The following is a 22,114-nucleotide window of genomic DNA, read 5'->3' as shown; positions in this document are numbered from 1 at the left end:
CCCGTGGGCCGGTTACCCCGGTCCGCCGCCGCCCACACCCGGAAAGCGGCGACGCGGGGACGCCGACGGGGCCGCGCCTGGCGGCACGGCCCGTCAGGTCACGCCGGTGAGCTCAGTCTTCGTCCGGCTTCGCGTGGTCCGGCTTCCCGGGGTTCGGGTCCCGGGACAGGTCGATGAGCGGGTGCACGCCAGCTCCCTCGGGGGCCGCGTGGCTCCCCGTCGACTTCGGTTCTTCGTCGGGCCGTCCGGCCCCTTCGGTGCTGGTCATCACACACTCCTAGCGCTTCGTCCCTGCTTCCCCTTGCGCCGAAACCTACCCATTACCCGGTCGGGTGACGCAGTGGGACCGGATCGGCCGTTCCGTGCGTCACACTCTTCCGGGGGATCTCACGAGCGGTGGCGGATCAGCGACGGCGCGTCGTGAGGTGGGTCAAGGCCGCCGACAGCGCGAACACGAGACCGAGGCCGACGACGTACGGCCCGGCGATGAGGGCGAACCCGGCGCCGATGTTGGCGTCGGGCCGGTCGGACGTCGCCTGGAAGCCGATCGAGCCCACCGACAGCAGGACCGCGCCCGCCGTGATCAGCAGGACGGCCACCACCGTGAGGCGCTTCGTGACGGGCGTCATGCCCCCATGGTGCCCGGGGCGCGACGTCCTCGCTGGCTCAGAGCTTGGCGCCGCAGTCCGAGCAGAACATCGCCCCCGGCTTGTTGCTCTCGCTGCCGCAGCCGCCGCAGCTGACCTTCAGGGCCAGCGACGTGCCGCACGACGAGCAGAACTTGCCGCCGTCGGCCTTGAGGCCGCAGCCCGGGCAGGTGACCTTCGCGCGGGTGTCGATGTCGAGGTCGGACGTCCAGTCCTTCTCGCGGGCCTTGTCCCAGATCTGGTCGCGCTGCGCGGACGCCTGGGCGCGGGAGATCTCCTCCGCGACGCTCGGGGAGCACCGCAGGCACTGGCCGATCTCCTCGTTCCAGCACTGGTCGTGGCACATCCAGTCGCCGCAGCCGCGGCACTGGCGGAAGCTCGGGGTGATCTCTTTGACCGCCGCGGCCAGGGCGCGGTCCTTGGCCGGCGAGTTCGTCGCGCGGTCGTAGCGCCACTGGTCGGCCGAGTTGCTCAGGTCCCGCAGCGTCCCGCCGAAGAACGAGCCGACGGCGCGAAGCACGCTTCGCCCGGTCTCGACGTTGTCGCGCTGGAAGGCCGACCGATAGCCGTTGCCGCAGCGTTCGCACCGGAACTCGAACTGGTACCCCTGCAGGTTCGAGAGGTCCGAGAAGTTGTCCGTGAAGGGCACAGAGTCAGCCACGGCCCATCTTCGCCGGCCTTCGGCGACGCCGGCGAGGAGAGTTTTGCCGACAACGGCCCCGCTACTTTCCGTCGACCTGGGAAGATCACCGGCTGTCACGGCCGGCGGGGAGCGAGCAACACGAGCGGGAGCACGGCCAGGATCCCGCCGACGACGGCGACGAGCGCGTACCCGCCGCCGGCGAACAGCTGCCCCGAACCCAGGGCCGCGAGCGCGGAGGCGGACCACACGACCGCGTCGACCGTGCCCTGCACCCGGCTGCGCGTTTCGGGCGCGAGGTCGCGGCTCAGCTGCGAGCTCCCGCCGACGAACACGAGGTTCCAGCCGTACCCCAGCAGGAACAGGGCCACCGGCAGGCCCGAGGTGTGCGCCGCCGGCGCCGCGAGCGCGGTCGCCGCCGAGACCGCCAGGACGCCGAGTCCCGCGTTGACCGTGACGCGCGGCCCCCAGCGGTCGGCGATCCGCCCGGACAGCGGGGCCAGCGCGAACATGCCGAACACGTGCGCGCCCAGGACCCAGCCGACGACGTCGAGACCGTGCCCGTGGTCCCGCAGCTGCACCGGCGTCATCGTCATCACCGCGACCATCGTGAGCTGCGCGGCGACCATCGCGACCAGCGGCCGCACGACGGTGGCCGTCCACACCGGTCCCCCGGTCCCGGCGACGGCGGGTTCCCGCGGCGGCGGGACGTGCCGGGGCAGGAACACCGTGGCCAGCGCCGCTCCCGCCGTGGCCAGGACCGAAACCGCGACCGGGCCCGACAGCGAAGGCCACCCGAAGCCCGACACGACGTGCGCCGCCGGGGACATGAGCGCCGGGCCGGCGAGCGCGCCGGCCGTCCCGGCCCAGACGACGTTCGAGAGCGCGCGGCCGCGGTGTTCGTCCGGGTACAGGTCGGCGGCGAGGTAGCGGGACAGCTGCGCACCGCCGTTGCCGAGGCCCACGAGCAGGATGCCTGCGAGCAACGGCGGCATCGACGTCGTCAGCGCGCCCGCGAACGCGACCAGCGCGCCGGCCGCCGCGACGCCGTATCCCCCGGCCAGCACGCGACGGCGGCCGTGGCGGGACAGCAGCAGACCGGCGCCGAGCGCCCCGGCGGCCGTGCCGAGCACGTTCGCGACGCTCGGCAGGCCACTCCAGCCGGGGCCACGACCCGCGGCGACGATCAGGGTGCCCGCGGTGCCCAGGCCGACCGTGGCCGTGTTGAGCAACGCGACACCGACGAACAACGCCCCCATGGACCGGGTCCGGCCGGCCACCGTCGAAGTCCCCATGACCAGCAACTTTAGGAATTCCGGGCGGCCGTCCGAAGGGCCCGCGCACGGAATTTCGGTCGCCCGGGCACGGCTTCGGAAGGAAAATGGGCCCCATGACCTTCCGTTCGGAAAAGCCCCTGGACGAGGTCGACTGGCGGCTCCTCGACCTCCTTCAGGCCGACGGGAGGCTGTCGTTCAAGGAGCTCGGCCGGCGGATCAACCTGTCGGCCCCGGCGGTGGCCGACCGCGTGCGGCGGCTGGAGGAGACCGGGGTGATCACCGGCTACCGCGCCCAGGTCGACGCGCGGCGGGCGGGCCAGCCGCTGCAGGCGTTCGTCGAGATGCGGTGCGCGCTGAGCAGCTGCCTGCTGAAGACGTCGAAGGCCGAGGACTACCCGGAGGTCGTGGAGATCCACCGCCTCAGCGGCGACCACTGCACGATGCTGAAGATCCGGGCGGCTTCGCTGGAGCACTTCGAGGGCCTGCTGGAGCGGCTGGGCAAGCACGGCGAGCTGCGGTCCTCGGTGGTGCTGTCGACGCAGTACGAAGGACGCCCGGTGCAACCGCCGTCGGACGACTTCCTCCGGGCGACCAAGGCCGAAGGCTGGTCGTGACCGCAACGGGAAAGGCCCCCGCCGGAAACCCGGCAGGGGCCTTTCCCGTCGTTCAACCTCAGCGGAAGTCGCGGCCGAAGTCGTAGTCGTCCAGCGGGACCGCGGCACCGGTGCCCGTACCGAACACGTCCGGGGTGTAGTAGCCGTCGTCGTAGGACGGGATCGCGTACGCCGCGACCCGGGCCTCCTCGGTCGGCTGCACCTGGATGTTGCGGTACTTGTTGATGCCCGTACCGGCCGGGATCAGCTTACCGATGATCACGTTCTCCTTGAGGCCCACGAGCTTGTCCGAGCGGCCGTTGATCGCCGCGTCGGTCAGGACTCGCGTGGTCTCCTGGAACGACGCCGCCGACAGCCACGAGTCCGTGGTCAGCGACGCCTTCGTGATGCCCATCAGCACCGGGCGGCCCGAAGCCGGCTCGCCACCCTCGGCGACCGCGGCCCGGTTCGTCGCCTCGAACTTGGTCCGCTCGGGCAGCTCGCCCGGCAGGAAGTCCGTGGCCCCGGAGTCGATGATCGTCACCCGGCGCAGCATCTGCCGGACGATGACCTCGATGTGCTTGTCGTGGATCGACACACCCTGCGCCCGGTACACCTTCTGGACCTCGTCCACCAGGTGCATCTGCGCCTCGCGCGGCCCCATGACCCGCAGGACCTCGTGCGGGTCCGGCGTGCCCTCGAGCAGCTGCTGACCGACGTTGACGTGGTCGCCGTCGCCCAGCGGGCCGTTCGGGGTGTTCGCGAGCCGCTGCCGCTTGGACAGCTTGTCGAAGACGATCTCTTCGCCGCCGTCGTCCGGGATCAGCGTGATCTTCCAGAACCGCTCGCTCTCCTCGATGCGCACGCGGCCATCGACGTCGGCGATCGGCGCCTTGCCCTTCGGGACACGGGCCTCGAACAGCTCCTGGACACGCGGCAGACCGGTCGTGATGTCGTCACCGGCCACACCACCCTGGTGGAACGTACGCATCGTCAGCTGCGTACCCGGCTCACCGATCGACTGGGCGGCGACGATACCCACCGCCTCGCCGACGTCGACGAGCTGACCGGTCGCCATCGAGCGGCCGTAGCAGGTCGCGCAGATACCGACGGCCGACTCGCACGTCAGCACCGAGCGGACCTTGACCTTCGAGATGCCGCTGCCGAGCAGCTTCTCGATGGCCGGGTCGCCCAGGTCGTCGCCGGCGTTCAGCACGACGTTGCCCTTGGCGTCCACCGCGTCCGTCGCGAGGTTCCGCGCGTACACGCTGGTCTCGACGTGCTGGTCGCGCAGGACCTTGCCGTCGCCGATGTCCTCGCCGATCGGCATCATGATGCCGCGGGTGGTGCCGCAGTCGATCTCGCGGACGATGACGTCCTGCGAGACGTCCACCAGACGCCGGGTCAGGTAACCCGAGTCGGCGGTCCGGAGCGCCGTGTCCGCCAGGCCCTTCCGGGCACCGTGCGTCGCGATGAAGTACTCCGCCACCGACAGGCCCTCACGGAAGTTGGCCTTGATCGGACGCGGGATGTACTCACCCTTCGGGTTCGACACCAGGCCACGCATCCCGGCCAGCGACCGGACCTGCGTCATGTTGCCCGCCGCGCCCGACTTCACGATCATGGCGATCGGGTTGTCGTCCGGCAGCGCCGTCTCCATGATCTTGTGGACCTCTTCGGTGGCCTGCGTCCACACCTTGACGAGCTCGTTGTTGCGCTCGGTGTGCGACAGCTGACCGCGCTGGTAGCGCTTCTCCACCTGGGAGGCCTTGCCCTCGTACTCGTCGAGGATGGCGGCCTTGCCCACCGGGGTGAGCACGTCCGAGATGGCGACGGTGACGCCCGAGCGGGTCGCCCAGTAGAACCCGGCGTCCTTCAGGCGGTCCAGGGTCTGCGCGACCTGGGTCATCGAGTACCGCTCGGCGAGGTCGTTCACGATCGCGGCCTGCCGCTTCTTCGGCATCGGCTCGTTGATGAACGGGTAGTCCGCCGGCAGCAGCTCGTTGAACAGCACGCGGCCCAGGGTCGTCTCGGCCAGCCACGGCTTGCCCGGCTCCCAGCCCTTCTCCGCGAGCGCCGGCTCGTCGGCCTTCGCCGGCTGACGGTCGGTGATGCGGATCTTGATCGGGGCGTGCAGGCCCAGCGCCTTGCGGTCGAAGGCCATGATCGCCTCGGCGGGCGACGAGTACGCGTTGCCCGCGCCCTCGGCGTCCTCGTTGAGGCGGGTCAGGTGGAACAGGCCCGTGACCATGTCCAGCCGCGGCATGGCGAGCGGACGGCCCGACGCCGGCGACAGGATGTTGTTCGCCGACAGCATCAGGATCCGGGCCTCGGCCTGCGCCTCGGCCGACAGCGGCAGGTGCACCGCCATCTGGTCACCGTCGAAGTCCGCGTTGAACGCCTCGCAGACCAGCGGGTGCAGCTGGATGGCCTTGCCCTCGACCAGCTGCGGCTCGAAGGCCTGGATGCCGAGGCGGTGCAGCGTCGGCGCGCGGTTCAGCATCACCGGGTGGCCCGTGATGACCTCTTCCAGCACGTCCCACACCTGCGGCCGCGAGCGCTCCACCATCCGCTTGGCGGACTTGATGTTCTGCGCGTGGTTCAGGTCGACCAGCCGCTTCATGACGAACGGCTTGAACAGCTCGAGCGCCATGTCCTTCGGCAGGCCGCACTGGTGCAGCTTCAGCTGCGGACCCACGATGATGACCGAACGGCCCGAGTAGTCGACGCGCTTGCCGAGCAGGTTCTGGCGGAACCGGCCCTGCTTGCCCTTGAGCAGGTCGGACAGCGACTTCAGCGGCCGGTTGCCCGGGCCGGTGACCGGACGGCCGCGGCGGCCGTTGTCGAACAGCGCGTCGACGGCCTCCTGCAGCATCCGCTTCTCGTTGTTGACGATGATCTCGGGCGCGCCGAGGTCGATCAGCCGCTTGAGGCGGTTGTTCCGGTTGATGACCCGGCGGTACAGGTCGTTCAGGTCGGAGGTCGCGAAGCGGCCACCGTCCAGCTGCACCATCGGGCGCAGGTCCGGCGGGATGACCGGGACGGCGTCGAGCACCATGCCGCGCGGGTCGTTGCCGGTGGCCTGGAAGGCCGCGACGACCTTGAGCCGCTTCAGCGCGCGGAGCTTCTTCTGCCCCTTGCCGTTGCGGATGGTGTCGCGCAGGCTCTCGGCCTCGGCGTTGACGTCGAACTCGGTGGCCAGCTTCTGGATGGCCTCCGCGCCCATGCCGCCGGTGAAGTACTCGCCGTAGCGGTCGACCAGCTCGCGGTAGAGCAGCTCGTCGGCGATCAGCTGGCGGGTGTCGAGCTTGGTGAAGGTCGTCCAGACCTCCTCGAGACGGTCCAGTTCGCGACCGGCGCGGTCACGGATCTGGCGCATCTCGCGCTCGCCGCCCTCCTTGACCTTGCGGCGGACGTCGGACTTGGCGCCCTCCGCCTCCAGCTCGGCCAGGTCGGCTTCCAGCTTCTGCGCGCGCGCCTCGATGTCCGCGTCACGCTTGGTCTCGAGGTTCTTGCGCTCGACGCCGATCTCGTTCTCGAGGGTCGGCAGGTCGTTGTGGCGCAGCTCCGTGTTCACGCCGGTGATGACGTAAGCCGCGAAGTAGATGATCTTCTCGAGGTCCTTCGGCGCCAGGTCCAGCAGGTAGCCGAGGCGCGAGGGAACACCCTTGAAGTACCAGATGTGGGTGACCGGGGCGGCCAGCTCGATGTGGCCCATCCGCTCGCGGCGCACCTTCGCGCGGGTCACCTCGACGCCGCAGCGCTCACAGATGATGCCCTTGAAGCGGACGCGCTTGTACTTGCCGCAGTAGCACTCCCAGTCCCGGGTCGGGCCGAAGATCTTCTCGCAGAAGAGGCCGTCCTTCTCGGGCTTGAGCGTCCGGTAGTTGATGGTCTCCGGCTTCTTGACCTCGCCGTACGACCACTGACGGATGTCGTCGGCCGTGGCGAGACCAATGCGGAGCTCATCGAAGAAGTTGACGTCCAGCACGTCTAAGTCCCCTTGGGGTTGTATCGGCTAGAGAGGGGTCGGCGGGCGAGGCGGGGCCCACGGGAGGCAGGCCCCGCCTCAGCTCCGGTCAGTGCACGACGTCGTCCACCGAGGGCGACTCGTTGCGGGACAGGTTGATGCCGAGGTTCGCCGCGGCGCGCTCGAGGTCCTCGTCGTCGGAGTCGCGCATCTCGATCGCCGCGCCGTCGCTGGAGAGCACCTCGACGTTGAGGCACAGCGACTGGAGCTCCTTGAGGAGCACCTTGAACGACTCCGGGATGCCCGGCTCGGGGATGTTCTCCCCCTTGACGATCGCCTCGTACACCTTGACGCGGCCGACCACGTCGTCCGACTTGATCGTCAGCAGCTCCTGCAGCGTGTAGGCGGCGCCGTACGCCTGCATCGCCCAGCACTCCATCTCACCGAAGCGCTGGCCACCGAACTGCGCCTTACCACCCAGCGGCTGCTGCGTGATCATCGAGTACGGGCCGGTGGAGCGGGCGTGGATCTTGTCGTCGACCAGGTGGTGCAGCTTCAGGATGTACATGTAGCCGACCGACACCGGGTACGGGTACGGCTCGCCGGAGCGGCCGTCGAACAGCGTGGCCTTGCCGTTCTCCTTGACCATGCGCTCGCCGTCGCGGTTCGGCTTGGTCGCCCCGAGCAGCCCGGTGAGCTCCTCTTCCTTCGCGCCGTCGAACACCGGGGTCGCGGTGTTCGTGCCGGGCGCGACGTCGTAGAGCTCCGGCGACAGGTTCTTCGCCCAGTCCGGGTTGCCCTCGATCGTCCAGCCCTGCGACGCCAGCCAGCCCAGGTGCAGCTCGAGGATCTGGCCGATGTTCATCCGTCGCGGCACACCGTGGGTGTTCAGGATGATGTCGACCGGGGTGCCGTCCTCCATGAACGGCATGTCCTCGACCGGCAGGATCTTGCCGATGACACCCTTGTTCCCGTGCCGGCCGGCGAGCTTGTCGCCCGGCTGGATCTTGCGCTTCTGGGCCACGTAGACGCGGACCAGCTCGTTGACGCCCGGGGGCAGCTCGTCGTCGTCCTCGCGCGAGAACACGCGGATGCCGATGACCTTGCCGGTCTCGCCGTGCGGCACCTTCAGGGAGGTGTCGCGGACCTCGCGGGCCTTCTCGCCGAAGATCGCGCGGAGCAGGCGCTCCTCCGGGGTCAGCTCGGTCTCGCCCTTCGGCGTGACCTTGCCGACCAGGATGTCGCCGTCGCGGACCTCGGCACCGATCCGGATGATGCCGCGCTCGTCGAGGTCGGCCAGGACCTCCTCGGAGACGTTCGGGATGTCCCGGGTGATCTCCTCGGCGCCCAGCTTGGTGTCGCGGGCGTCGATCTCGTGCTCCTCGATGTGGATCGACGTCAGCACGTCGTCCTGCACCAGGCGCTCGGAGAGGATGATCGCGTCCTCGTAGTTGTGGCCCTCCCACGGCATGACCGCGACGAGCAGGTTCTTGCCGAGCGCCATCTCACCGTTCTCGGTGGACGGGCCGTCGGCGATGACCTGACCCTGCTCGACCCGGTCGCCCTCGTTCACGATCGGGCGGTGGTTGAAGCAGGTCCCGTGGTTGGAGCGGCGGAACTTGTACAGCCCGTAGCTCTTCCGGGTGCCGTCGTCGTGCATGATCGTGATCAGGTCGGCCGAGAGCTCCTCGACGACACCGGCCTGCTCGGCGACGAGCACGTCACCGGCGTCGACCGCGGCGCGCAGCTCCACACCCGTGCCCACGTACGGGGCCTGGTTGCGCAGCAGCGGCACGGCCTGGCGCTGCATGTTCGCGCCCATCAGCGCGCGGTTCGCGTCGTCGTGCTCGAGGAACGGGATCATCGCCGTCGCGACCGAGACCATCTGCCGCGGCGAGACGTCCATGTAGTCGATGTCGAGCGGGTCGATCAGCTCGACCTCGCCACCCTTGCGGCGGGCCATGACCCGGTCTTCGACGAAGGTGCCGTCGTCCGAGATCGGCGCGTTGGCCTGGGCCTTGACGTACCGGTCCTCTTCGTCCGCGGTCAGGTAGTCGACCTGGTCGGTGACCCGGCCCTCGACGACCTTGCGGTACGGCGTCTCGATGAAGCCGAACGGGTTGACCCGCGCGTAGGAGCAGAGCGAGCCGATCAGGCCGATGTTCGGGCCTTCCGGCGTCTCGATCGGGCACATCCGGCCGTAGTGCGACGGGTGGACGTCCCGGACCTCCATGCCGGCGCGCTCACGGGACAGACCACCCGGGCCGAGGGCCGACAGACGCCGCTTGTGCGTCAGGCCCGACAGCGGGTTGTTCTGGTCCATGAACTGCGACAGCTGCGAGGTGCCGAAGAACTCCTTGATCGCCGCGCCGATCGGGCGGATGTTGATCAGGGTCTGCGGGGTGATCGCCTCGACGTCCTGCGTCGTCATGCGCTCGCGCACGACGCGCTCGGTGCGGGAGAGGCCGACCCGGATCTGGTTCTGGATCAGCTCGCCGACCGTGCGCAGGCGCCGGTTGCCGAAGTGGTCGATGTCGTCGGTCTCGACCGGGATCTCGGTGCCGTTCGCCGCGGTCATCTTGTCCTCGCCGGCGTGCAGCCGGACCAGGTACTCGATGGTCGTGACGATGTCCTCTTCGGTCAGCGTCCCGGTGTCGTACGGCGTCTCGAGGCCCAGCTTCTTGTTGACCTTGTACCGGCCGACCTTGGCCAAGTCGTAGCGCTTCGCCTTGAAGAACAGGTTCTCCAGCAGGGTCTGCGCGCTCTCCTTCGTCGGCGGCTCGCCCGGGCGCAGCTTGCGGTAGATGTCGAGCAGCGCCTCGTCGGTGCCCGCGGTGTGGTCCTTCTCGAGGGTGGCCAGCAGCGTCTCCGAGAAGGAGAAGCGCTCGCGGATCGCCTCGGTGGTCCAGCCGAGCGCCTTCAGCAGCACGGTGACCGGCTGGCGGCGCTTGCGGTCGATGCGGACGCCGACGGTGTCGCGCTTGTCGACGTCGAACTCGAGCCAGGCGCCCCGGCTCGGGATGACGCGGACGCTGAAGACGTCCTTGTCCGTCGTCTTGTCGACGTCCTTGGAGTAGTAGACGCCCGGCGAGCGGACCAGCTGGGACACGACGACACGCTCGGTGCCGTTGATGATGAACGTGCCCTTGTCGGTCATGACCGGGAAGTCGCCCAGGAAGACCGTCTGGCTCTTGATCTCGCCCGTGTTGTTGTTGACGAACTCGGCCGTCACGAACAGCGGGGCGGCGTACGTCATGTCCTTGTCCTTGCACTCCTCGATCGAGGCCTTGACCTCGTCGAAGCGCGGGGCGGAGAAGGACAGGGACATCGAACCGGAGAAGTCCTCGATCGGGGAGATCTCGTTCAGGACCTCTTCGAGGCCGCCGACCGGGTTTTCTTCACCTTCTTCGACACGGCGTTCGAACCACGCTTCGTCCCCGGTGAACCACTGGAACGACTGGATCTGGACGTCGAGCAGGTTGGGGGTGTTCAGGGGTTCGCGAATCTTTGCGAAGGAAACCCGCTTGGGCGCGCCGGGGATTCCCGTGGACTCCGAGCGAGATTCAGCCGAGGTGGTCGCAGCAGTGGCCTGGTTCGCGGGAGAGACTGCCAAGATGCGTCCTTCCGGGGACAATGAGCGGTGGCAGCCGCCATAGCAACAGCTATGAGTGACTGTCAAGGGTGCCGTGTGCCCACTATCCTAACTACCGGCTCCGGGCAGCCTGAAAGAGGGCAGCGCAAAGAGGCAGTCTAGCCCGAACGGCGCGGTCTGTCCAGGGGGCGCTCCCGATGGGGCCCAGCCTGCCTCGCGACGTCTTCAGGTATGCCTCCAGGCTGACCGGTTGTCCCTCCCGCAAGGGCCGCCGGTTTCGCCGTCGGGAGTAAGCGTGAACCCACCGGGCGCCGGAGTCAAGATGCCACACGGGGGTCGGCCCGGTTGGCGCAGCGTCGGAGAGGTTCAGCGGAGCGTAAGCGGCCGAATATCATTCCGGTTACCGGCCAGTAGCGCCAGCAATGCGGCCCGACCTGCGGATTTGTCGCCCCTCCCGACCCCGTGACCACGATCTCCGCGGACCGGCGCGCGGAGATCCGCCTTCCCGTGCCGGGCCGGATCGGAACTTCCGTCATCACCCCGGGTGCCACACACGTCACACCAGTCCTGCCCGCGGCCGCGACTGGTTACTGTGCACGGAGGGAGATCATTCGTGATCGAGGGGTAACCGAAATGTCCGATCTGACCGACCTGATCGAGCGCGTCCGCGCCGGTGCGGGTGACGGCGAGGCCATGGTCGAGGCCTTCCGCACGACCGTCGTCCTCGTCCCGCTCGAGCCGGGCGGCCTGCTGACCGCGGCCGACGCGGGCGGGATCCGCTGGGTCTTCGCCTTCACTTCGCCCGCCGAGCTGGCCGCGTGGACGCTGGCCCGCGGCGGTGACGGCGACGCCGAGCAGCCCTACCTGACCACCCTGGGCCGGCGGCTGCTGAACGTGGCCCCGGTGGGCGTCGCCCTCGACGTCGCGGGCGACCGGCCGATGCTGCTGCCGCCGATGCGCGGCATCGTGCCCGACGAGTTCGCGCTGGACGCGTGATGGCCGGCGAAGGGTATGGCCTCGAACCGGCCGCGCTGCGGGAGACCGCCGACGGGATCACCGAGGCGATCACCGAGCTCAAGGCCCTCGGGTTCGCCGAAGGCGCCGAGGCCGGGCGCGGGTTCTCCGAACTGGAGCTGTCGGGCCTCGAAGCGGGGCACGCCGGGCTGCGGGACGCGTTCGAGCAGTTCTGCGAGCGCTGGGAGTGGGGCGTGCGGACGCTGGTCCAGGACGGGAACCAGATCGCCGAGCGCCTCGGCCTCGCCGCGGGCCGCTACCACGACATGGAGCAGTACGCGGTCGGCCTGCTCAAGGACCTGGCCGTCGACGCCGGCGGCAACCCGCACCTGAGCGACGAACAGGTGGAGCAGCAGTCCTGGCAGCAGCTGGCCGACGGGGAGCGCCCGGACTACAGCGCCGAGTCGTGGGACAAGGCCGGGGAGCAGATGGCGGCGCAGTGGAAGGCCGAGGGCCGTGACCTCGCCGAAGGGCCGCTGGGCCTGGGCAAGACGGCCGCCGGGCTGGCCGGCGCGGGTGACGAGTTCGCCCAGGCCGAGGATGACGTCTTCGGCCCGGCCCCCGAGGAGCGGTGATGGGGATCTGGGAGTTCCTCGACGAGATCGAAGAGGGCGCCGAGGAGGGGATCGAAGCCGTCGGCCGCGGCGTGGGCGCCGTCGCGGACAAGGCCGCGCACGTCGTCGGCGACGGCTTGGACGCGGTCGGCCTGCACTCCGCGGCCGAGGCCGTCGAAGGCTTCGGCGACGACGTCGCGGACACGCTGGGCGCCGAGGTCGGCGAGGCACGGCTCGGGCAGACGGACGACCCGGCGAAGCTCGTCCACGGCGACCCCGGAGCGTTGCGGGCGGCAGCCGGGCACCTGGCGAAGTTCGGCGCGGCGTTCGGCAAGACGGCCGACGGGCTCCGGCGGATCGACACCGCCCACTGGACCGGCGAAGCCGCGGACAAGTTCCGTGCCGGGTACCACCAGCACCCGACGCAGTGGTCCGACGCCGCGGAGGCGTGCACGCGGGCGTCGGCCGCGTTGACGGCCTTCGCCGACGTCGTGCAGTGGGCACAACAGCAGGCTGGAGAGGCCGCACGGCTCTTCGCCGCGGCTCAGCGGCAGTCCGCCGAGTACAACCAGCAGGTGATCCTGGGCGGGCAGCCCGCCGCGTCGACCGACCCGGGCGCGGCGGGACGCGGCCGGGCCCAGCAGCTGCTGAACGACGCCCGCACCCGCCGCAACGCCGAGGGCGACCGCGCGAAAGCGGCGTTGGAGCAGGCCACGGCGAAGGCGCCCGCGGAGCCGCGCTTCACCGACCGGCTGCTCGCCGAAGGCGCCGACCTCCTCCAGGAAGGAGAGGACGGCGTCGTCCACTTCTACGGCGGCATCATCAAGGGCGCCGGCGGCATCCTGAAGTTCGGCCGGTCCCTCAACCCCTTGGACCCGTACAACCTGACGCACCCGGCGGAGTACCTCGCGGGCCTGTCGGGCACGGCGGCCGGCCTGCTGCACACGGCGAACCACCCCCTGGACATGCTGAAGGGCATGCTCGGCGACGGCTGGGGCAGCGACCCGTTCGAGGCGATGGGCAAGCTGGTCCCGAACGTCGCCCTGGCGGTGGCCACGGACGGCGCGGGAGCGGCGGGCGAGCGCGTCGCCGCGGTCGGCGAGGAAGCGGCGGAGTCGGCAGCGGTGACGGCGGGCCGCGAGGCCGCTGTCGGTGCCGAGCGACCCGCGGGGTTCGCCGAGCGCCCAGCTCCCGTCGAGGACTTCGGCCCCCTCGGAGAAGACCTCGGTCCGACAGGTCACGACTTCGGCCCGGCGGGCCACGGTGACGACATCGCAGTTGCCGGGCAGCCTGCTGAACACCCGGGCATCCCCCGGCACCACCACGAGGACTGGGACTCGTTCGAGCACGAAGACCCACTCGCGAACCCGCCGGACCACGGCACCATCAGCAGCAAGCTCGACGGCGAACAGGTGGTCGCGCACGAGCCGGGCGACATCGGAAGCAAGCTGGACGGCCATCACTCCCCGCATCACGACAGCGGTGCACCGTCGCCCGCCGACCATCCACCTCCACCCGACTACGCGGATCCCCAGTTCCGAACGACCGATTCGGACCACGCGACGTATCGTGAGAACTACGAGTACTACGAGCGGGACGCCGAAGAGGTACGCAGGATACTCGAAGATCACCCCGAGTTCGGGCACATTCCCGAAGAGGATCTCGTCGGCATCCGAGGTTACACGACCGATCACTACTACCATGAAATGAACGAGGGACTACGAACCGGAGACCAAGGACTGATCGACAGGTATGACGCCCACGCGAAATCGGCGATGTCCGGCCTCAACCAGCTACCCGCCTACGAGGGATCGGTTTTCCGAGGCATCACGCGCTCAGGCGACGACTTGGCAAGCTTGCTCGACAAGTATTCACCAGGGAAAGTGATCGAAGAGCCGGCATTCTTCAGCACGGATACCGTGAAGCCATTTCCCGGCAACGTCCAGTTCGACATATATTCCACGAGCGGACGCCTCATCAAGGACTTGTCCGAGAAGGCGCTCAGCGAGTCCGAAGTACTCTTCCCGCCGGGAACCAAGTTCTTCGTCGAACGTGCCGCCTATGACGCGGCGGCGAAGCAATGGCGAATCAAACTCACCGACGTAAGCTAGGAGCCGAGGATGGAAAACGAGAACCCCAGGCGCCACCCAAGCCTCGAAGAGATAGAGGCCATCAAGGAAGCCGAGCATGCCCGCAGCATGGAACTGGCCAAGAAATATGCGGAGCGGGACAAGGACTATGTTCCGTCGGAACGAAGCCGCGAGATTCTGGAGATATTGGATGAAGCAGTAGAGGAGCAGAAGAAACTTCCTGTTGAAATGCCGGCACGGCCGGAGAGGTACGACTTCGCCCCTGGGATCGCTCCTGACGGGACTCCGTACCCCGTTCATGAGCGCAAGTCACGGCGGCAGTCATCGGGCGGAGATGCCGGAGAAACCGAAGGCAAAGAAGGCTCTGATTCTTGACCGCACGCGAGCACGAGGACCGCCGCCCGGCGCAGTGGTTCGACCGCAGCTGGGACGGACGGGTCTCACGGACCGGCGCCAGTGATTCCGAGGCCGAGGAGCGCGACAAGATCGCCGACGCGGCGCGGGATGGCCGGTGGACAGAACTGTTCGGGCTACTGGAGCCCCACGGCACGCTGGTCAACCGGACCAGGCTCGGCGGCACCCGAGGTTTCGCGCCACTGCATCAAGTCGCCTGGCATGGCGCGCCGGTCGACACGGCGCGGCGGTTGATCACACTCGGCGCTTGGCGAACGCTCCGGACGGCGGCAGGCAAAACTCCGCTGGACATCGCGCGGGATCGGGGCCACACGCATCTCCTCGACATCCTGCGGCCGGTCGTCCGGCATCCGCTCCCCGAAGACGTCCTCCGCGGCCTCGAAGAGCACCTCACCATGCTCATCCGCGGCGGCCGTTACGCCGATTTCGTGCTGCGGCAGCAACTCCGGCTCCCGCAGCTGGCGCCCATCACCGAGCTGGCCGTCCCGAAGCTGTGGTTCCCGGTGCCGGGTCAGTACGGCGGCATCGAGATCGAACTCCAGGGCACCGAGCTGATGGTGACGAACTTCAGCCGCGCCGGCGGCTGGTCACTGCGCTACCGGGTCACCAGCTCCAGCGTCCATTTCGTCGAGGAGCGGATCGATGCTCCCGGTGTTCCGCCGATCGTCCGGTCACCCGAGCCAGGACGGTAAGGGTTCGCAGGCAGCGAGCCAGTCCGGGGGCACCGGCGTCCCGCCCGCGGCGAGGATCCCGCCGACGATCGCGCCCACCGTGTCGACGTCCTCGGCGAGCTGGGCCACTGTCCAGAGGGCGTCGACGTAGCTCGCCGGGTGCCGGGCCGCGATCCACAGGGCGAGCGGCACCGTGTCGTGCGCGGCGATCTCCCGGCCCGTGCCCAGCGTGTCCGCGGCTTCGCCCGCGTCGGCGATCTTCACTGCCAGCGTGAGGCCGTCGCGGACCCGGCCGGGCGGGACGAGCGGAATGACCTGGTGCAGCAGCTCCGGACCGGCGAGTCCCGGGGACGCGGCGCCACGCGCATCGCGGCGCCGTTGCCCCAGGAGCCGCGGCCGTTGGGGACGTTGACCGTCTGCCACGGCTGCCCCGCGCGGATCTGGTTGAGCCGCCACTCGGCGCCCGAGCCGTAACCGCGGTCCGGGTCGAAGTGGGCGGCGAACGACCGGGCCAGCGCGTCCTGGTCGATGACACCGTGACGCTTCAAGACGGCGAAGATCGAGCAGGCCATCTCCGTGTCGTCGGTCCAGCCCCACGGCGTCGGCGGCAGCCGCCGCGCCCGCACGTCGGGGTGGTCGCCGGGCAGGAGAATCTGCGCGCCGAACGCGTCCCCGACCGCCAGGCCGACCAGGGTCGCGTAGGCCTGCTCGACTCCCACCGGCTACTGCTTGCTGACCGACGTCGGCTTCACGACGTAGACGACGCGGTGCTGGACGTCTCCGGGCGGGCCGTCCAGCTTCAGGCCGTAGCGGTCGGCCAGCTCGGCGAAGAACTCGCCCTTCGAGTCGTCGTCGATGCGCTCGACCGTGCCGCGGACCTCGAGGTACCGGTAGGGCTGCTCGGGGTCGTTGATCGACAACGCGACCTCGGGGTGGGCGGTCACGTTCTTGTACTTCTGCCGGACCGTGGTGTTCGTGAAGCGGACGTACTCGCCGTCCCAGGCGAACCACATGGGGTTGACCTGCGGTTTCCCGTCCGGCCGGACTGTGGCGAGGTGGGCGTACAGCGGCCGCTCCAGCAGGTCGCGGTGGCTGTCCGGGATGACGCTCATCGATGCCCCTTTCTTTACCGGCCGACCTTATCGGCGTGGCCTCAGGCCAGTTCGTGCCTCAGCTCGTCGAGCTTGGCGGTCAGAGCGGCGTCGGAGCCGCCGACGGTGATCACGAACCGGCCGTCCGCGGAGAGGTGGCTGAGCCAGCGCCCCTGGTCGGTGTCGACGAAGGTGACGGGTTCGCTGCGGCGATGCCCCCGGTGGTCCCGGACGGCGGCGAAGACCTGCCCGCCGGCGTACCGCGGCTGTGTGAAGATCGCCGCCACGCGGGCGGCGTCGCCGTGGGGTTCGGGGACGGTCAGCTCGGTGAGCGGCACCGAGTAGGAGACGGACCGCGCGGGCGGGTGATCGGGCAGCTCGCGGACGACCACCCTGGCCAGCGCCTCGAGCCGGGCGGGCCGAAGCAGGATCCGGCGTTCGTGGGGCAGGTAGCAGGCGAAGGCCCCGGACCGCCGCCCGGCGGCGGCGTGCAGCCGGTAGGTCAGCTCCTCGCTCTGCACGTAGGCCGACACCTCGGCCGGAGCGCGGCAGAGAAGCCGCAGGCTGTCCTCGAGGTCCTCACCGGGCTCGCCCTGATCGAGAAAACCTTCGGCGGCCAGCTCTTCCCGCGCGGCTTCGACCCGTTGTGCCTCCGCATCGGGACTCCGCCACACGGGCTCCGGAGCGAGCACGGCCGGGAGCGTGAGCCCCAGCCGTTCGGCCGCCCAGTGCACGCTCCCCGCGTCCAGGACGGTTTCCTGCCGAACGACCATCAGGTGCCGATGGTCGGCGGAACCGGCTTCATGCCGTCGGGGAAGCCGCCGAACAGCTCGTCGGGGTCGGGTTCCTGGAGGATGTCGAGCCGCTTGTGCTCTTTGTCCTCCTCTTTGTCGCCGCCGCGTGCGAGGGGGCCGCCCATGGCGCCGGCGCCGGGTTTCCCGGCCGCGCCGGCGGCGCCTGGCCGTGCGACAGCGGGTTCGCCGAACCGTCCGGTGCCGCTGCGGCCGCCGGGTTCGCTTCCGATGGCGCCGCGTCCACTGCGTCCTGGCTCGCTGCCGGTGCGGGCGCCGCCGGGTTCGTTGCCGGTGCCGGTGCCGGGTGTCCCGAAGCGGCCCGTCCCGCCTGGGCCGTCGATCACGGGCACGCCCGGACCGAGGCGGGCGTTGATGTCGCCGGATCCACCGTCGCGGCCGAAGCCGGGGTTGATCGGGTTGGGCCGGATCGCGGCATCGCCGGGGCCGGTGTGCGCGACCGGGGTGAGACCGGTGGTCCGGGTGGTGTCGTCCTGACCGGCGGCGGGGCGTTGCTGGCCAGGCACGGTGGTGTTCGTGTCCGTGTTCGGACGCTGCTGCCTTTCCTGCCCGTCCTGTTTGGACGGATCGGTGCCGCGATGCTCGACCTGAGTGGTGCGGCTGGTGGGCGTCTGACGGTCGTCACGCCCGGCGGGAGGGGTGACGGCAGTCGGCTTCTCGGCGTGTTCGATGTCGGCACCACCGGCGGGGAGAGTCAGTTCGCCATAGTCCTGAGGCAGACCGGCGGCATTCTCCCCGCTCTGCCCGGCATAGGTGCCGTAGTGCTGGACGACTTCCTGGGCTTTGGCATTCCACCCGGCGATCTGCTCGTCCTTGTCGGTGAGCATCGGGAAGGTCCGGCTGAGAAAGTCCTCCTGAGGCTGGGGCCCAGGCCCGTCACCGACCTTGTTCCGCAGGTCGGCGTAGTCGGCACCTTGGGTCATGAGCGAGTTTTGAGCAGCGGCGAGGTGAACGGCACTGACCTCGGAGGCGGCAAGCAGTGGCCCGGCTCCGGCCAGCGCCTGGGCGGCGGCATCGCCGGACCAGGCTTCGCTCATGGCGGATTGGAGACGGGTCATCATGTCCCGCGCTTCAACGTGCTTGGCGGCCAGCTGCTGCGCAAGCTGGCTCGATTCGAACAGGCTGTCCGGACCGTCGCCGGCTTTGAGGAAGTCGACGATCTGTTGCGCGGTGTACTCGGTCATCACGCACCGGCCTTCATGGTCGACACCGCCATCTCGGCAGCCTTCTGGACAATCGAGCATGGGTTGGCGTAGTCCGTTGAGTCGGGATCCAAGTCGCCCTGCACGCTGTAGACGAGATCGTCGCGCACGGCGACAACCAGCTGACACTTACCTTTGGGCTGCGCGTCCAGGGAGTCCAGCAGAACACCTGGATACCCCGAAACATCGGCAACGGGCTTGAAGAACGGCCACTGGCCTTGGTCGTGCTGCTTGTAGACCTTGGCGAGACTGCTGCCGACGGTCAAAAGTGTCGCACCGATCGTAAACCCGGCTTGATCGAAAGCATTCCATTCACAGCTCGGGCCCAACTTGTTCGCCAAGTCCGGCTTGGGCTGGGTTGTGATACCCAGCTGCGAAAGCTGCCCTGCGGTGAGCGCCGCGCATGGCTGCTTCTCGTAGCGAGCTGTGTCGATGGGTTGCGCAACCTTCGGCACACCCAAACCGTCTCCCCCAGGATTCGCTGAAGTCGCCGCATCTGTCGATGGTGTGGCATGACCGGTGACGTCGGTCGAGCATCCGGCCACCAGAATGGCCGCCGCCAACACCATTGCAAGCTTGCAGCGCTTCACAGCTCAGTCCCCATGACGTTGAACGAACGCGTCGCCGAATCATCGGCATGCTGATACTTTTCGATCATCTTCTCGATCGATTTCACATACTCGATCGCATAGTCTCGCTGCTGTTCAATACTGCGCTGATACAGCTCCGCATGGGTAAGCACAGCGTTGTTGTTCGCCATACTCGACTCGTCGGCTGCGGGCGAGGCCACCACCTTGAGGTTGTTCCCCAACCTCCGAAGGTCGACGAGCGTGTCGCGGAGGTCCTTCCACTGGGGCAGCAGCGTCTGCATCTGCTCCACGTCCAGCTTGAACCCACCCATACCACCACCGGCCGTCGCCCGGTTGAGGCGTTCCTGGAGAGCTTGGATCTCCGCTGCATAGACGCCCTTGAACGACGGGTCGTCGGCTGGTACCCGGTACCCCGCCGAACCCGTCAAGCTTCGCGCGAAATCAGGCATCGGAACTTCCTCCCCGAAGCTCTCGTGAGCGCCCGAACACACTCGGTCAGCAAATCACGCTATCAGACGACGGGGAGTGAGTCAGTCGTTCCACCCGGTTCAGCGCATCACCCGGACGGAGGTCAGGATCCGGGCGCGGATCTCCGCCCGGATCGTGCCCACCAGGAACACCACCGCGACGCCGGCGGGGTCGTGAGTCGGGTATCCGCGCAGGTCCAGGACCACCGGGGCGGCCATCGGGTCCACCGGGACGCACCCCTCCTCGATCACGATGGTCGTCGCGCCGCGGCCGGACGAGGTGCTGCCGACTGCCATCGAGCGCGGGCCGAACAGCCTCGGCAACAGCCCTTCGCGCAGGACCCTCGTCAACGCCGTGTCGACCTCCTGGACGCCCGGGACCCAGCCAGTTCCCAACAAGCCTTCGGGCCGCTCCGTGTTCACGCAGCGGCTCCGGCCGTAGCTCTCCACCTCGAAGACCGCCGGGCCGAGTCGCAGGGCGTCCGCGCTGCGGGTCCAGCCCGGGCCCGCGTCGTACGTCACCAGCGGACCGGTTCCGCACGCCGACGTCAGGAACGCGCTGACACAAAGCAGCTGGCAAAGGCGGCGGCGACACCTCGATGCGACATTCCGGGGGACCATCTCCCCTGGATCGGCTGTCACCTCGGCGGAACGGAGACCACCATCGTGCAGTTCTCCGTCGTGAAGTTCGGCCCATGACCTTCGACTGGCGGCCGAGCCGCCCGGATCCACCGGCCGACGGACGCGGCCGCTGCGGTGCGCCGATCGGGCCGGCCTTCACCCGGTGCGCCGGGTGCGTCCTGCCGGCGGAGGACGCCGCGGCGGTCCGGGTGAAGCACGAGCACGACGATCTCGTCCGCCGCCGGCTCCTGGAAGCGCTGCAGGCGAGCGCCGCCCAAGCCGGCGAAACGCTGACCTACTTGGACGGCGCCGGAGCCGACGAGGACGGTGCCTGAGCCGCCGGGACCTTCGGGGCGTTGTACGTGTCCATGTCCGTGATCTTCCACTTGTCGCCCTGCAACTGGGCGTTCAGGTGGAGCTGGGCCGTTCCCGCCGTCGTCTTCTTCGTGTCCGTGCGGGTCGATGTCTGGTCCACGAAGACCATCACCTTGGCCAGGTCGCCGTTCAGCATGATCACCGCCGCGCGGGTCACCTTGCACGTCACGATCATCTTCTGGGCCGGCGCCAGCCGCTTCACCTCGCCCATCAGCGAGTTGTACTTGTTCCGGACGTCGTCGTTGGCCAGCAGGTCGTTCGCCGCGTCCTCGGTCTTCTTGATGTTGTTGAAGTCGTACGAGAACAGTGCCTCGGCCGCCTTCGACACCGCGTCCTTGACCTGTGCCGTCTTCGCGACGTCCAGCAGTGCCGTGTTGCTCGTCGCCGACGAGACCTTGACCTCTTCGGACCGGAACCAGTACGCCAAGCCGCCCAGGATCAGCGCCACCAGCACCAATGCGCCCGCCACCACGTACGGCTTCTGCGCTCCCGCCGCGGGCCGCGACGGCTCGTCGGCCATCGGGACCTCGGAGACGTCCGTCGGCTTCGCGGTCCCCTCGTCCCGCTTCTTCCGCCGGGGCGCCGGTCGCTCCGGGGCCTCTTCAGCGGGTGCGTCGACCTGGTCGACGGCCGCGATCACCGCCGTGTCCTCAGTGGACTCGGACGACGAAACCGGACGCGGCGAAGGAGCCGGACGCGGCCGCGGCTTCCGCTCCGCAGGCGAGGCGGACGGCACCGCGGGCAGCTGCCCGGCCCGCTCGGCGGCGGTCTCGTCCACCGAGGGCTTGCGCAGACCGGCCACGCGGGGGCGGCGCGACGGCGAAGGGGGCGGCTGGCGGCGGGAGGGGGGCACTACGAGCTCCTTAAGAGGTGACGCTACTGGCCGGCCGCGACGAGCGGGACGCTGTCGATGCCGGACAGCTTCCACTCCCCGCCCACGCGGGTCATCGACACCTCGAGGCGCAGCGGCTTCGCGCTGCTCTTGTCGCCCTGGGTGACGGTCGTGGCGATGGCGGCGAGGAAGCTGGCCTTGCCTTCGTGGTCGTCGAGCTCCTCGACGGCGATGTCCTGGACGTCCGTGGTGACCTTCGTCTTGGCGTCGGTCAGCGCCTTGCGGAACGTCGGCGCCGACTGGTCGATCTGCTGGCTCATCTTGTCGTCCGACACGGCCTTCTGCCGGGCGAAGAAGCCGTCGAGATCGGTGTAGTCGACCTCGGTGTACGCCTTGAGCGCGTTGGTGCCCGCCTTGACCACGGCCTCGCGCGAAGCCGCCAGGTCGGCGTTGTCGTCGGATGCGGCCGCCCACCACATGATCCCGAAGATCGCCGCCGCGATCAGGGCGGCCAGGGCCAGCGCCGCGGCCCCGAGCACCAGGATCCGCGAGGGATCCTTCGCGGGTGCCGGGGCCGGGTCCTCGGCCTCCAGCACCGCCGTGGCGGCCGGCTCGTCCGAACTCATAGCTCTCCAGGGTAGGTAACGGTCATCAAATCCACG

General features: G+C 69.2%; 23 protein-coding genes. 7 read left to right on the top strand and 16 right to left on the bottom strand.

Features of this window, described 5'->3' with window-relative positions:
* Positions 1-112 precede the first annotated feature (112 nt).
* From AB0G28_RS02125 to AB0G28_RS02110, 4 genes are all read right to left on the bottom strand, one after another.
* On the bottom strand, positions 113-268 hold the full coding sequence (locus tag AB0G28_RS02125) for a hypothetical protein (protein WP_086857727.1): 156 nt from the start codon (positions 266-268) through the stop codon (positions 113-115).
* 136 nt (positions 269-404) lie between these two features.
* Entirely contained in the window at positions 405-629 is a 225-nt protein-coding gene (locus tag AB0G28_RS02120) for a hypothetical protein (RefSeq protein WP_361082061.1), read from the bottom strand.
* 37 nt (positions 630-666) lie between these two features.
* Positions 667-1,308, bottom strand: coding sequence for a zinc ribbon domain-containing protein (locus AB0G28_RS02115; protein WP_361082059.1), 642 nt, complete (start codon positions 1,306-1,308; stop codon positions 667-669).
* A 95-nt stretch (positions 1,309-1,403) separates the two neighbouring features.
* Entirely contained in the window at positions 1,404-2,582 is a 1,179-nt protein-coding gene (locus tag AB0G28_RS02110) for an MFS transporter (protein ID WP_361082057.1), read from the bottom strand.
* A gap of 95 nt (positions 2,583-2,677) precedes the next feature.
* Here AB0G28_RS02110 and AB0G28_RS02105 point away from each other — a divergent pair, with 95 nt between their 5' ends.
* On the top strand, positions 2,678-3,178 hold the full coding sequence (locus tag AB0G28_RS02105) for an Lrp/AsnC family transcriptional regulator (protein WP_361082055.1): 501 nt from the start codon (positions 2,678-2,680) through the stop codon (positions 3,176-3,178).
* Positions 3,179-3,236: 58 nt separating this feature from the next.
* Here AB0G28_RS02105 and AB0G28_RS02100 read toward each other — a convergent pair whose 3' ends face one another.
* Together AB0G28_RS02100 and AB0G28_RS02095 are read right to left on the bottom strand one after the other, a co-directional pair.
* Positions 3,237-7,148 carry a DNA-directed RNA polymerase subunit beta' gene (locus tag AB0G28_RS02100; protein WP_361082053.1) on the bottom strand — a complete coding sequence of 1,304 codons (3,912 nt, stop codon included), beginning with the start codon at positions 7,146-7,148 and terminating at the stop codon, positions 3,237-3,239.
* Positions 7,149-7,236: 88 nt separating this feature from the next.
* On the bottom strand, positions 7,237-10,740 hold the full coding sequence (locus AB0G28_RS02095) for a DNA-directed RNA polymerase subunit beta (protein ID WP_361082051.1): 3,504 nt from the start codon (positions 10,738-10,740) through the stop codon (positions 7,237-7,239).
* A 612-nt stretch (positions 10,741-11,352) separates the two neighbouring features.
* Here AB0G28_RS02095 and AB0G28_RS02090 point away from each other — a divergent pair.
* The 5 genes from AB0G28_RS02090 to AB0G28_RS02070 are packed head-to-tail and all read left to right on the top strand — an operon-like array spanning position 11,353 to position 15,483.
* On the top strand, positions 11,353-11,715 hold the full coding sequence (locus tag AB0G28_RS02090; RefSeq protein ID WP_361082049.1) for an SseB family protein: 363 nt from the start codon (positions 11,353-11,355) through the stop codon (positions 11,713-11,715).
* Entirely contained in the window at positions 11,715-12,308 is a 594-nt protein-coding gene (locus AB0G28_RS02085) for a hypothetical protein (RefSeq protein ID WP_361082047.1), read from the top strand. Before AB0G28_RS02090 ends, AB0G28_RS02085 begins: the two co-directional genes overlap by 1 nt.
* Entirely contained in the window at positions 12,308-14,398 is a 2,091-nt protein-coding gene (locus AB0G28_RS02080; RefSeq protein ID WP_361082045.1) for a putative T7SS-secreted protein, read from the top strand. Before AB0G28_RS02085 ends, AB0G28_RS02080 begins: the two co-directional genes overlap by 1 nt.
* A gap of 9 nt (positions 14,399-14,407) precedes the next feature.
* On the top strand, positions 14,408-14,752 hold the full coding sequence (locus AB0G28_RS02075) for a hypothetical protein (protein ID WP_361082043.1): 345 nt from the start codon (positions 14,408-14,410) through the stop codon (positions 14,750-14,752).
* Positions 14,749-15,483 carry an ankyrin repeat domain-containing protein gene (locus AB0G28_RS02070; protein WP_361082041.1) on the top strand — a complete coding sequence of 245 codons (735 nt, stop codon included), beginning with the start codon at positions 14,749-14,751 and terminating at the stop codon, positions 15,481-15,483. The genes AB0G28_RS02075 and AB0G28_RS02070 overlap by 4 nt, the downstream gene beginning before the upstream one ends.
* On the opposite strand, the gene AB0G28_RS02065 is transcribed toward AB0G28_RS02070, so the two are convergent.
* The 8 genes from AB0G28_RS02065 to AB0G28_RS02030 all read right to left on the bottom strand — a co-directional run bounded on the left by AB0G28_RS02065 (position 15,463) and on the right by AB0G28_RS02030 (position 20,146).
* Entirely contained in the window at positions 15,463-15,726 is a 264-nt protein-coding gene (locus tag AB0G28_RS02065) for an ADP-ribosylglycohydrolase family protein (RefSeq protein ID WP_361082039.1), read from the bottom strand. The genes AB0G28_RS02070 and AB0G28_RS02065 overlap by 21 nt on opposite strands.
* A complete protein-coding gene (locus AB0G28_RS02060) occupies positions 15,723-16,181 on the bottom strand; it encodes an ADP-ribosylglycohydrolase family protein (RefSeq protein WP_361082037.1) in 459 nt (152 codons plus the stop codon). Before AB0G28_RS02060 ends, AB0G28_RS02065 begins: the two co-directional genes overlap by 4 nt.
* A gap of 3 nt (positions 16,182-16,184) precedes the next feature.
* On the bottom strand, positions 16,185-16,574 hold the full coding sequence (locus AB0G28_RS02055) for a PPOX class F420-dependent oxidoreductase (protein WP_361082035.1): 390 nt from the start codon (positions 16,572-16,574) through the stop codon (positions 16,185-16,187).
* Positions 16,575-16,615: 41 nt separating this feature from the next.
* Positions 16,616-17,326, bottom strand: coding sequence for an ESX secretion-associated protein EspG (locus AB0G28_RS02050; protein ID WP_361082033.1), 711 nt, complete (start codon positions 17,324-17,326; stop codon positions 16,616-16,618).
* Positions 17,326-18,549, bottom strand: a complete 1,224-nt coding sequence (locus AB0G28_RS02045; RefSeq protein ID WP_361082031.1) for a hypothetical protein — start codon at positions 18,547-18,549, stop codon at positions 17,326-17,328. Before AB0G28_RS02045 ends, AB0G28_RS02050 begins: the two co-directional genes overlap by 1 nt.
* Positions 18,549-19,157 (bottom strand): DUF3558 domain-containing protein, encoded by a 609-nt coding sequence (locus AB0G28_RS02040; protein WP_361082029.1) that lies wholly within the window; start codon positions 19,155-19,157, stop codon positions 18,549-18,551. The genes AB0G28_RS02045 and AB0G28_RS02040 overlap by 1 nt, the downstream gene beginning before the upstream one ends.
* The gene (locus tag AB0G28_RS02035) at positions 19,154-19,606 is read right to left on the bottom strand and encodes a hypothetical protein (RefSeq protein ID WP_361082027.1); all 453 of its coding nucleotides are present in this window, start codon (positions 19,604-19,606) and stop codon (positions 19,154-19,156) included. The genes AB0G28_RS02040 and AB0G28_RS02035 overlap by 4 nt, the downstream gene beginning before the upstream one ends.
* Before the next feature lie 99 nt (positions 19,607-19,705).
* Complete coding sequence (locus AB0G28_RS02030; RefSeq protein WP_361082025.1) at positions 19,706-20,146, bottom strand: hypothetical protein; 441 nt, start codon at positions 20,144-20,146, stop codon at positions 19,706-19,708.
* 173 nt (positions 20,147-20,319) lie between these two features.
* On the opposite strand from AB0G28_RS02030, the gene AB0G28_RS02025 reads away from it, so the two are divergent.
* A complete protein-coding gene (locus AB0G28_RS02025; RefSeq protein ID WP_361082023.1) occupies positions 20,320-20,580 on the top strand; it encodes a hypothetical protein in 261 nt (86 codons plus the stop codon).
* Here AB0G28_RS02025 and AB0G28_RS02020 read toward each other — a convergent pair.
* Complete coding sequence (locus AB0G28_RS02020; RefSeq protein WP_361082354.1) at positions 20,541-21,422, bottom strand: hypothetical protein; 882 nt, start codon at positions 21,420-21,422, stop codon at positions 20,541-20,543. The genes AB0G28_RS02025 and AB0G28_RS02020 overlap by 40 nt on opposite strands.
* Positions 21,423-21,496: 74 nt before the next feature.
* Entirely contained in the window at positions 21,497-22,078 is a 582-nt protein-coding gene (locus AB0G28_RS02015; protein WP_361082021.1) for a hypothetical protein, read from the bottom strand.
* Between the last annotated feature and the right edge of the window lie 36 nt (positions 22,079-22,114).

It is taken from the genome of Amycolatopsis sp. NPDC021455 (genome assembly GCF_040640995.1).
Classification (GTDB): domain Bacteria; phylum Actinomycetota; class Actinomycetes; order Mycobacteriales; family Pseudonocardiaceae; genus Amycolatopsis.
Note: the sequence above shows the minus strand (reverse complement) of the source record. Positions and strands in the feature narration are given on the sequence as shown.

Bases quoted from the DNA above. Each gene is read 5' to 3' on its own strand.
- AB0G28_RS02125 (WP_086857727.1), bottom strand. From the start codon at position 268: ATGACCAGCACCGAAGGGGCCGGACGGCCCGACGAAGAACCGAAGTCG.
- AB0G28_RS02120 (WP_361082061.1), bottom strand. From the start codon at position 629: ATGACGCCCGTCACGAAGCGCCTCACGGTGGTGGCCGTCCTGCTGATC.
- AB0G28_RS02110 (WP_361082057.1), bottom strand. From the start codon at position 2,582: ATGGGGACTTCGACGGTGGCCGGCCGGACCCGGTCCATGGGGGCGTTG.
- AB0G28_RS02105 (WP_361082055.1), top strand. From the start codon at position 2,678: ATGACCTTCCGTTCGGAAAAGCCCCTGGACGAGGTCGACTGGCGGCTC.
- AB0G28_RS02090 (WP_361082049.1), top strand. From the start codon at position 11,353: ATGTCCGATCTGACCGACCTGATCGAGCGCGTCCGCGCCGGTGCGGGT.
- AB0G28_RS02085 (WP_361082047.1), top strand. From the start codon at position 11,715: ATGGCCGGCGAAGGGTATGGCCTCGAACCGGCCGCGCTGCGGGAGACC.
- AB0G28_RS02080 (WP_361082045.1), top strand. From the start codon at position 12,308: ATGGGGATCTGGGAGTTCCTCGACGAGATCGAAGAGGGCGCCGAGGAG.
- AB0G28_RS02075 (WP_361082043.1), top strand. From the start codon at position 14,408: ATGGAAAACGAGAACCCCAGGCGCCACCCAAGCCTCGAAGAGATAGAG.
- AB0G28_RS02055 (WP_361082035.1), bottom strand. From the start codon at position 16,574: ATGAGCGTCATCCCGGACAGCCACCGCGACCTGCTGGAGCGGCCGCTG.
- AB0G28_RS02050 (WP_361082033.1), bottom strand. From the start codon at position 17,326: ATGGTCGTTCGGCAGGAAACCGTCCTGGACGCGGGGAGCGTGCACTGG.
- AB0G28_RS02045 (WP_361082031.1), bottom strand. From the start codon at position 18,549: ATGACCGAGTACACCGCGCAACAGATCGTCGACTTCCTCAAAGCCGGC.
- AB0G28_RS02035 (WP_361082027.1), bottom strand. From the start codon at position 19,606: ATGCCTGATTTCGCGCGAAGCTTGACGGGTTCGGCGGGGTACCGGGTA.
- AB0G28_RS02025 (WP_361082023.1), top strand. From the start codon at position 20,320: ATGACCTTCGACTGGCGGCCGAGCCGCCCGGATCCACCGGCCGACGGA.
- AB0G28_RS02015 (WP_361082021.1), bottom strand. From the start codon at position 22,078: ATGAGTTCGGACGAGCCGGCCGCCACGGCGGTGCTGGAGGCCGAGGAC.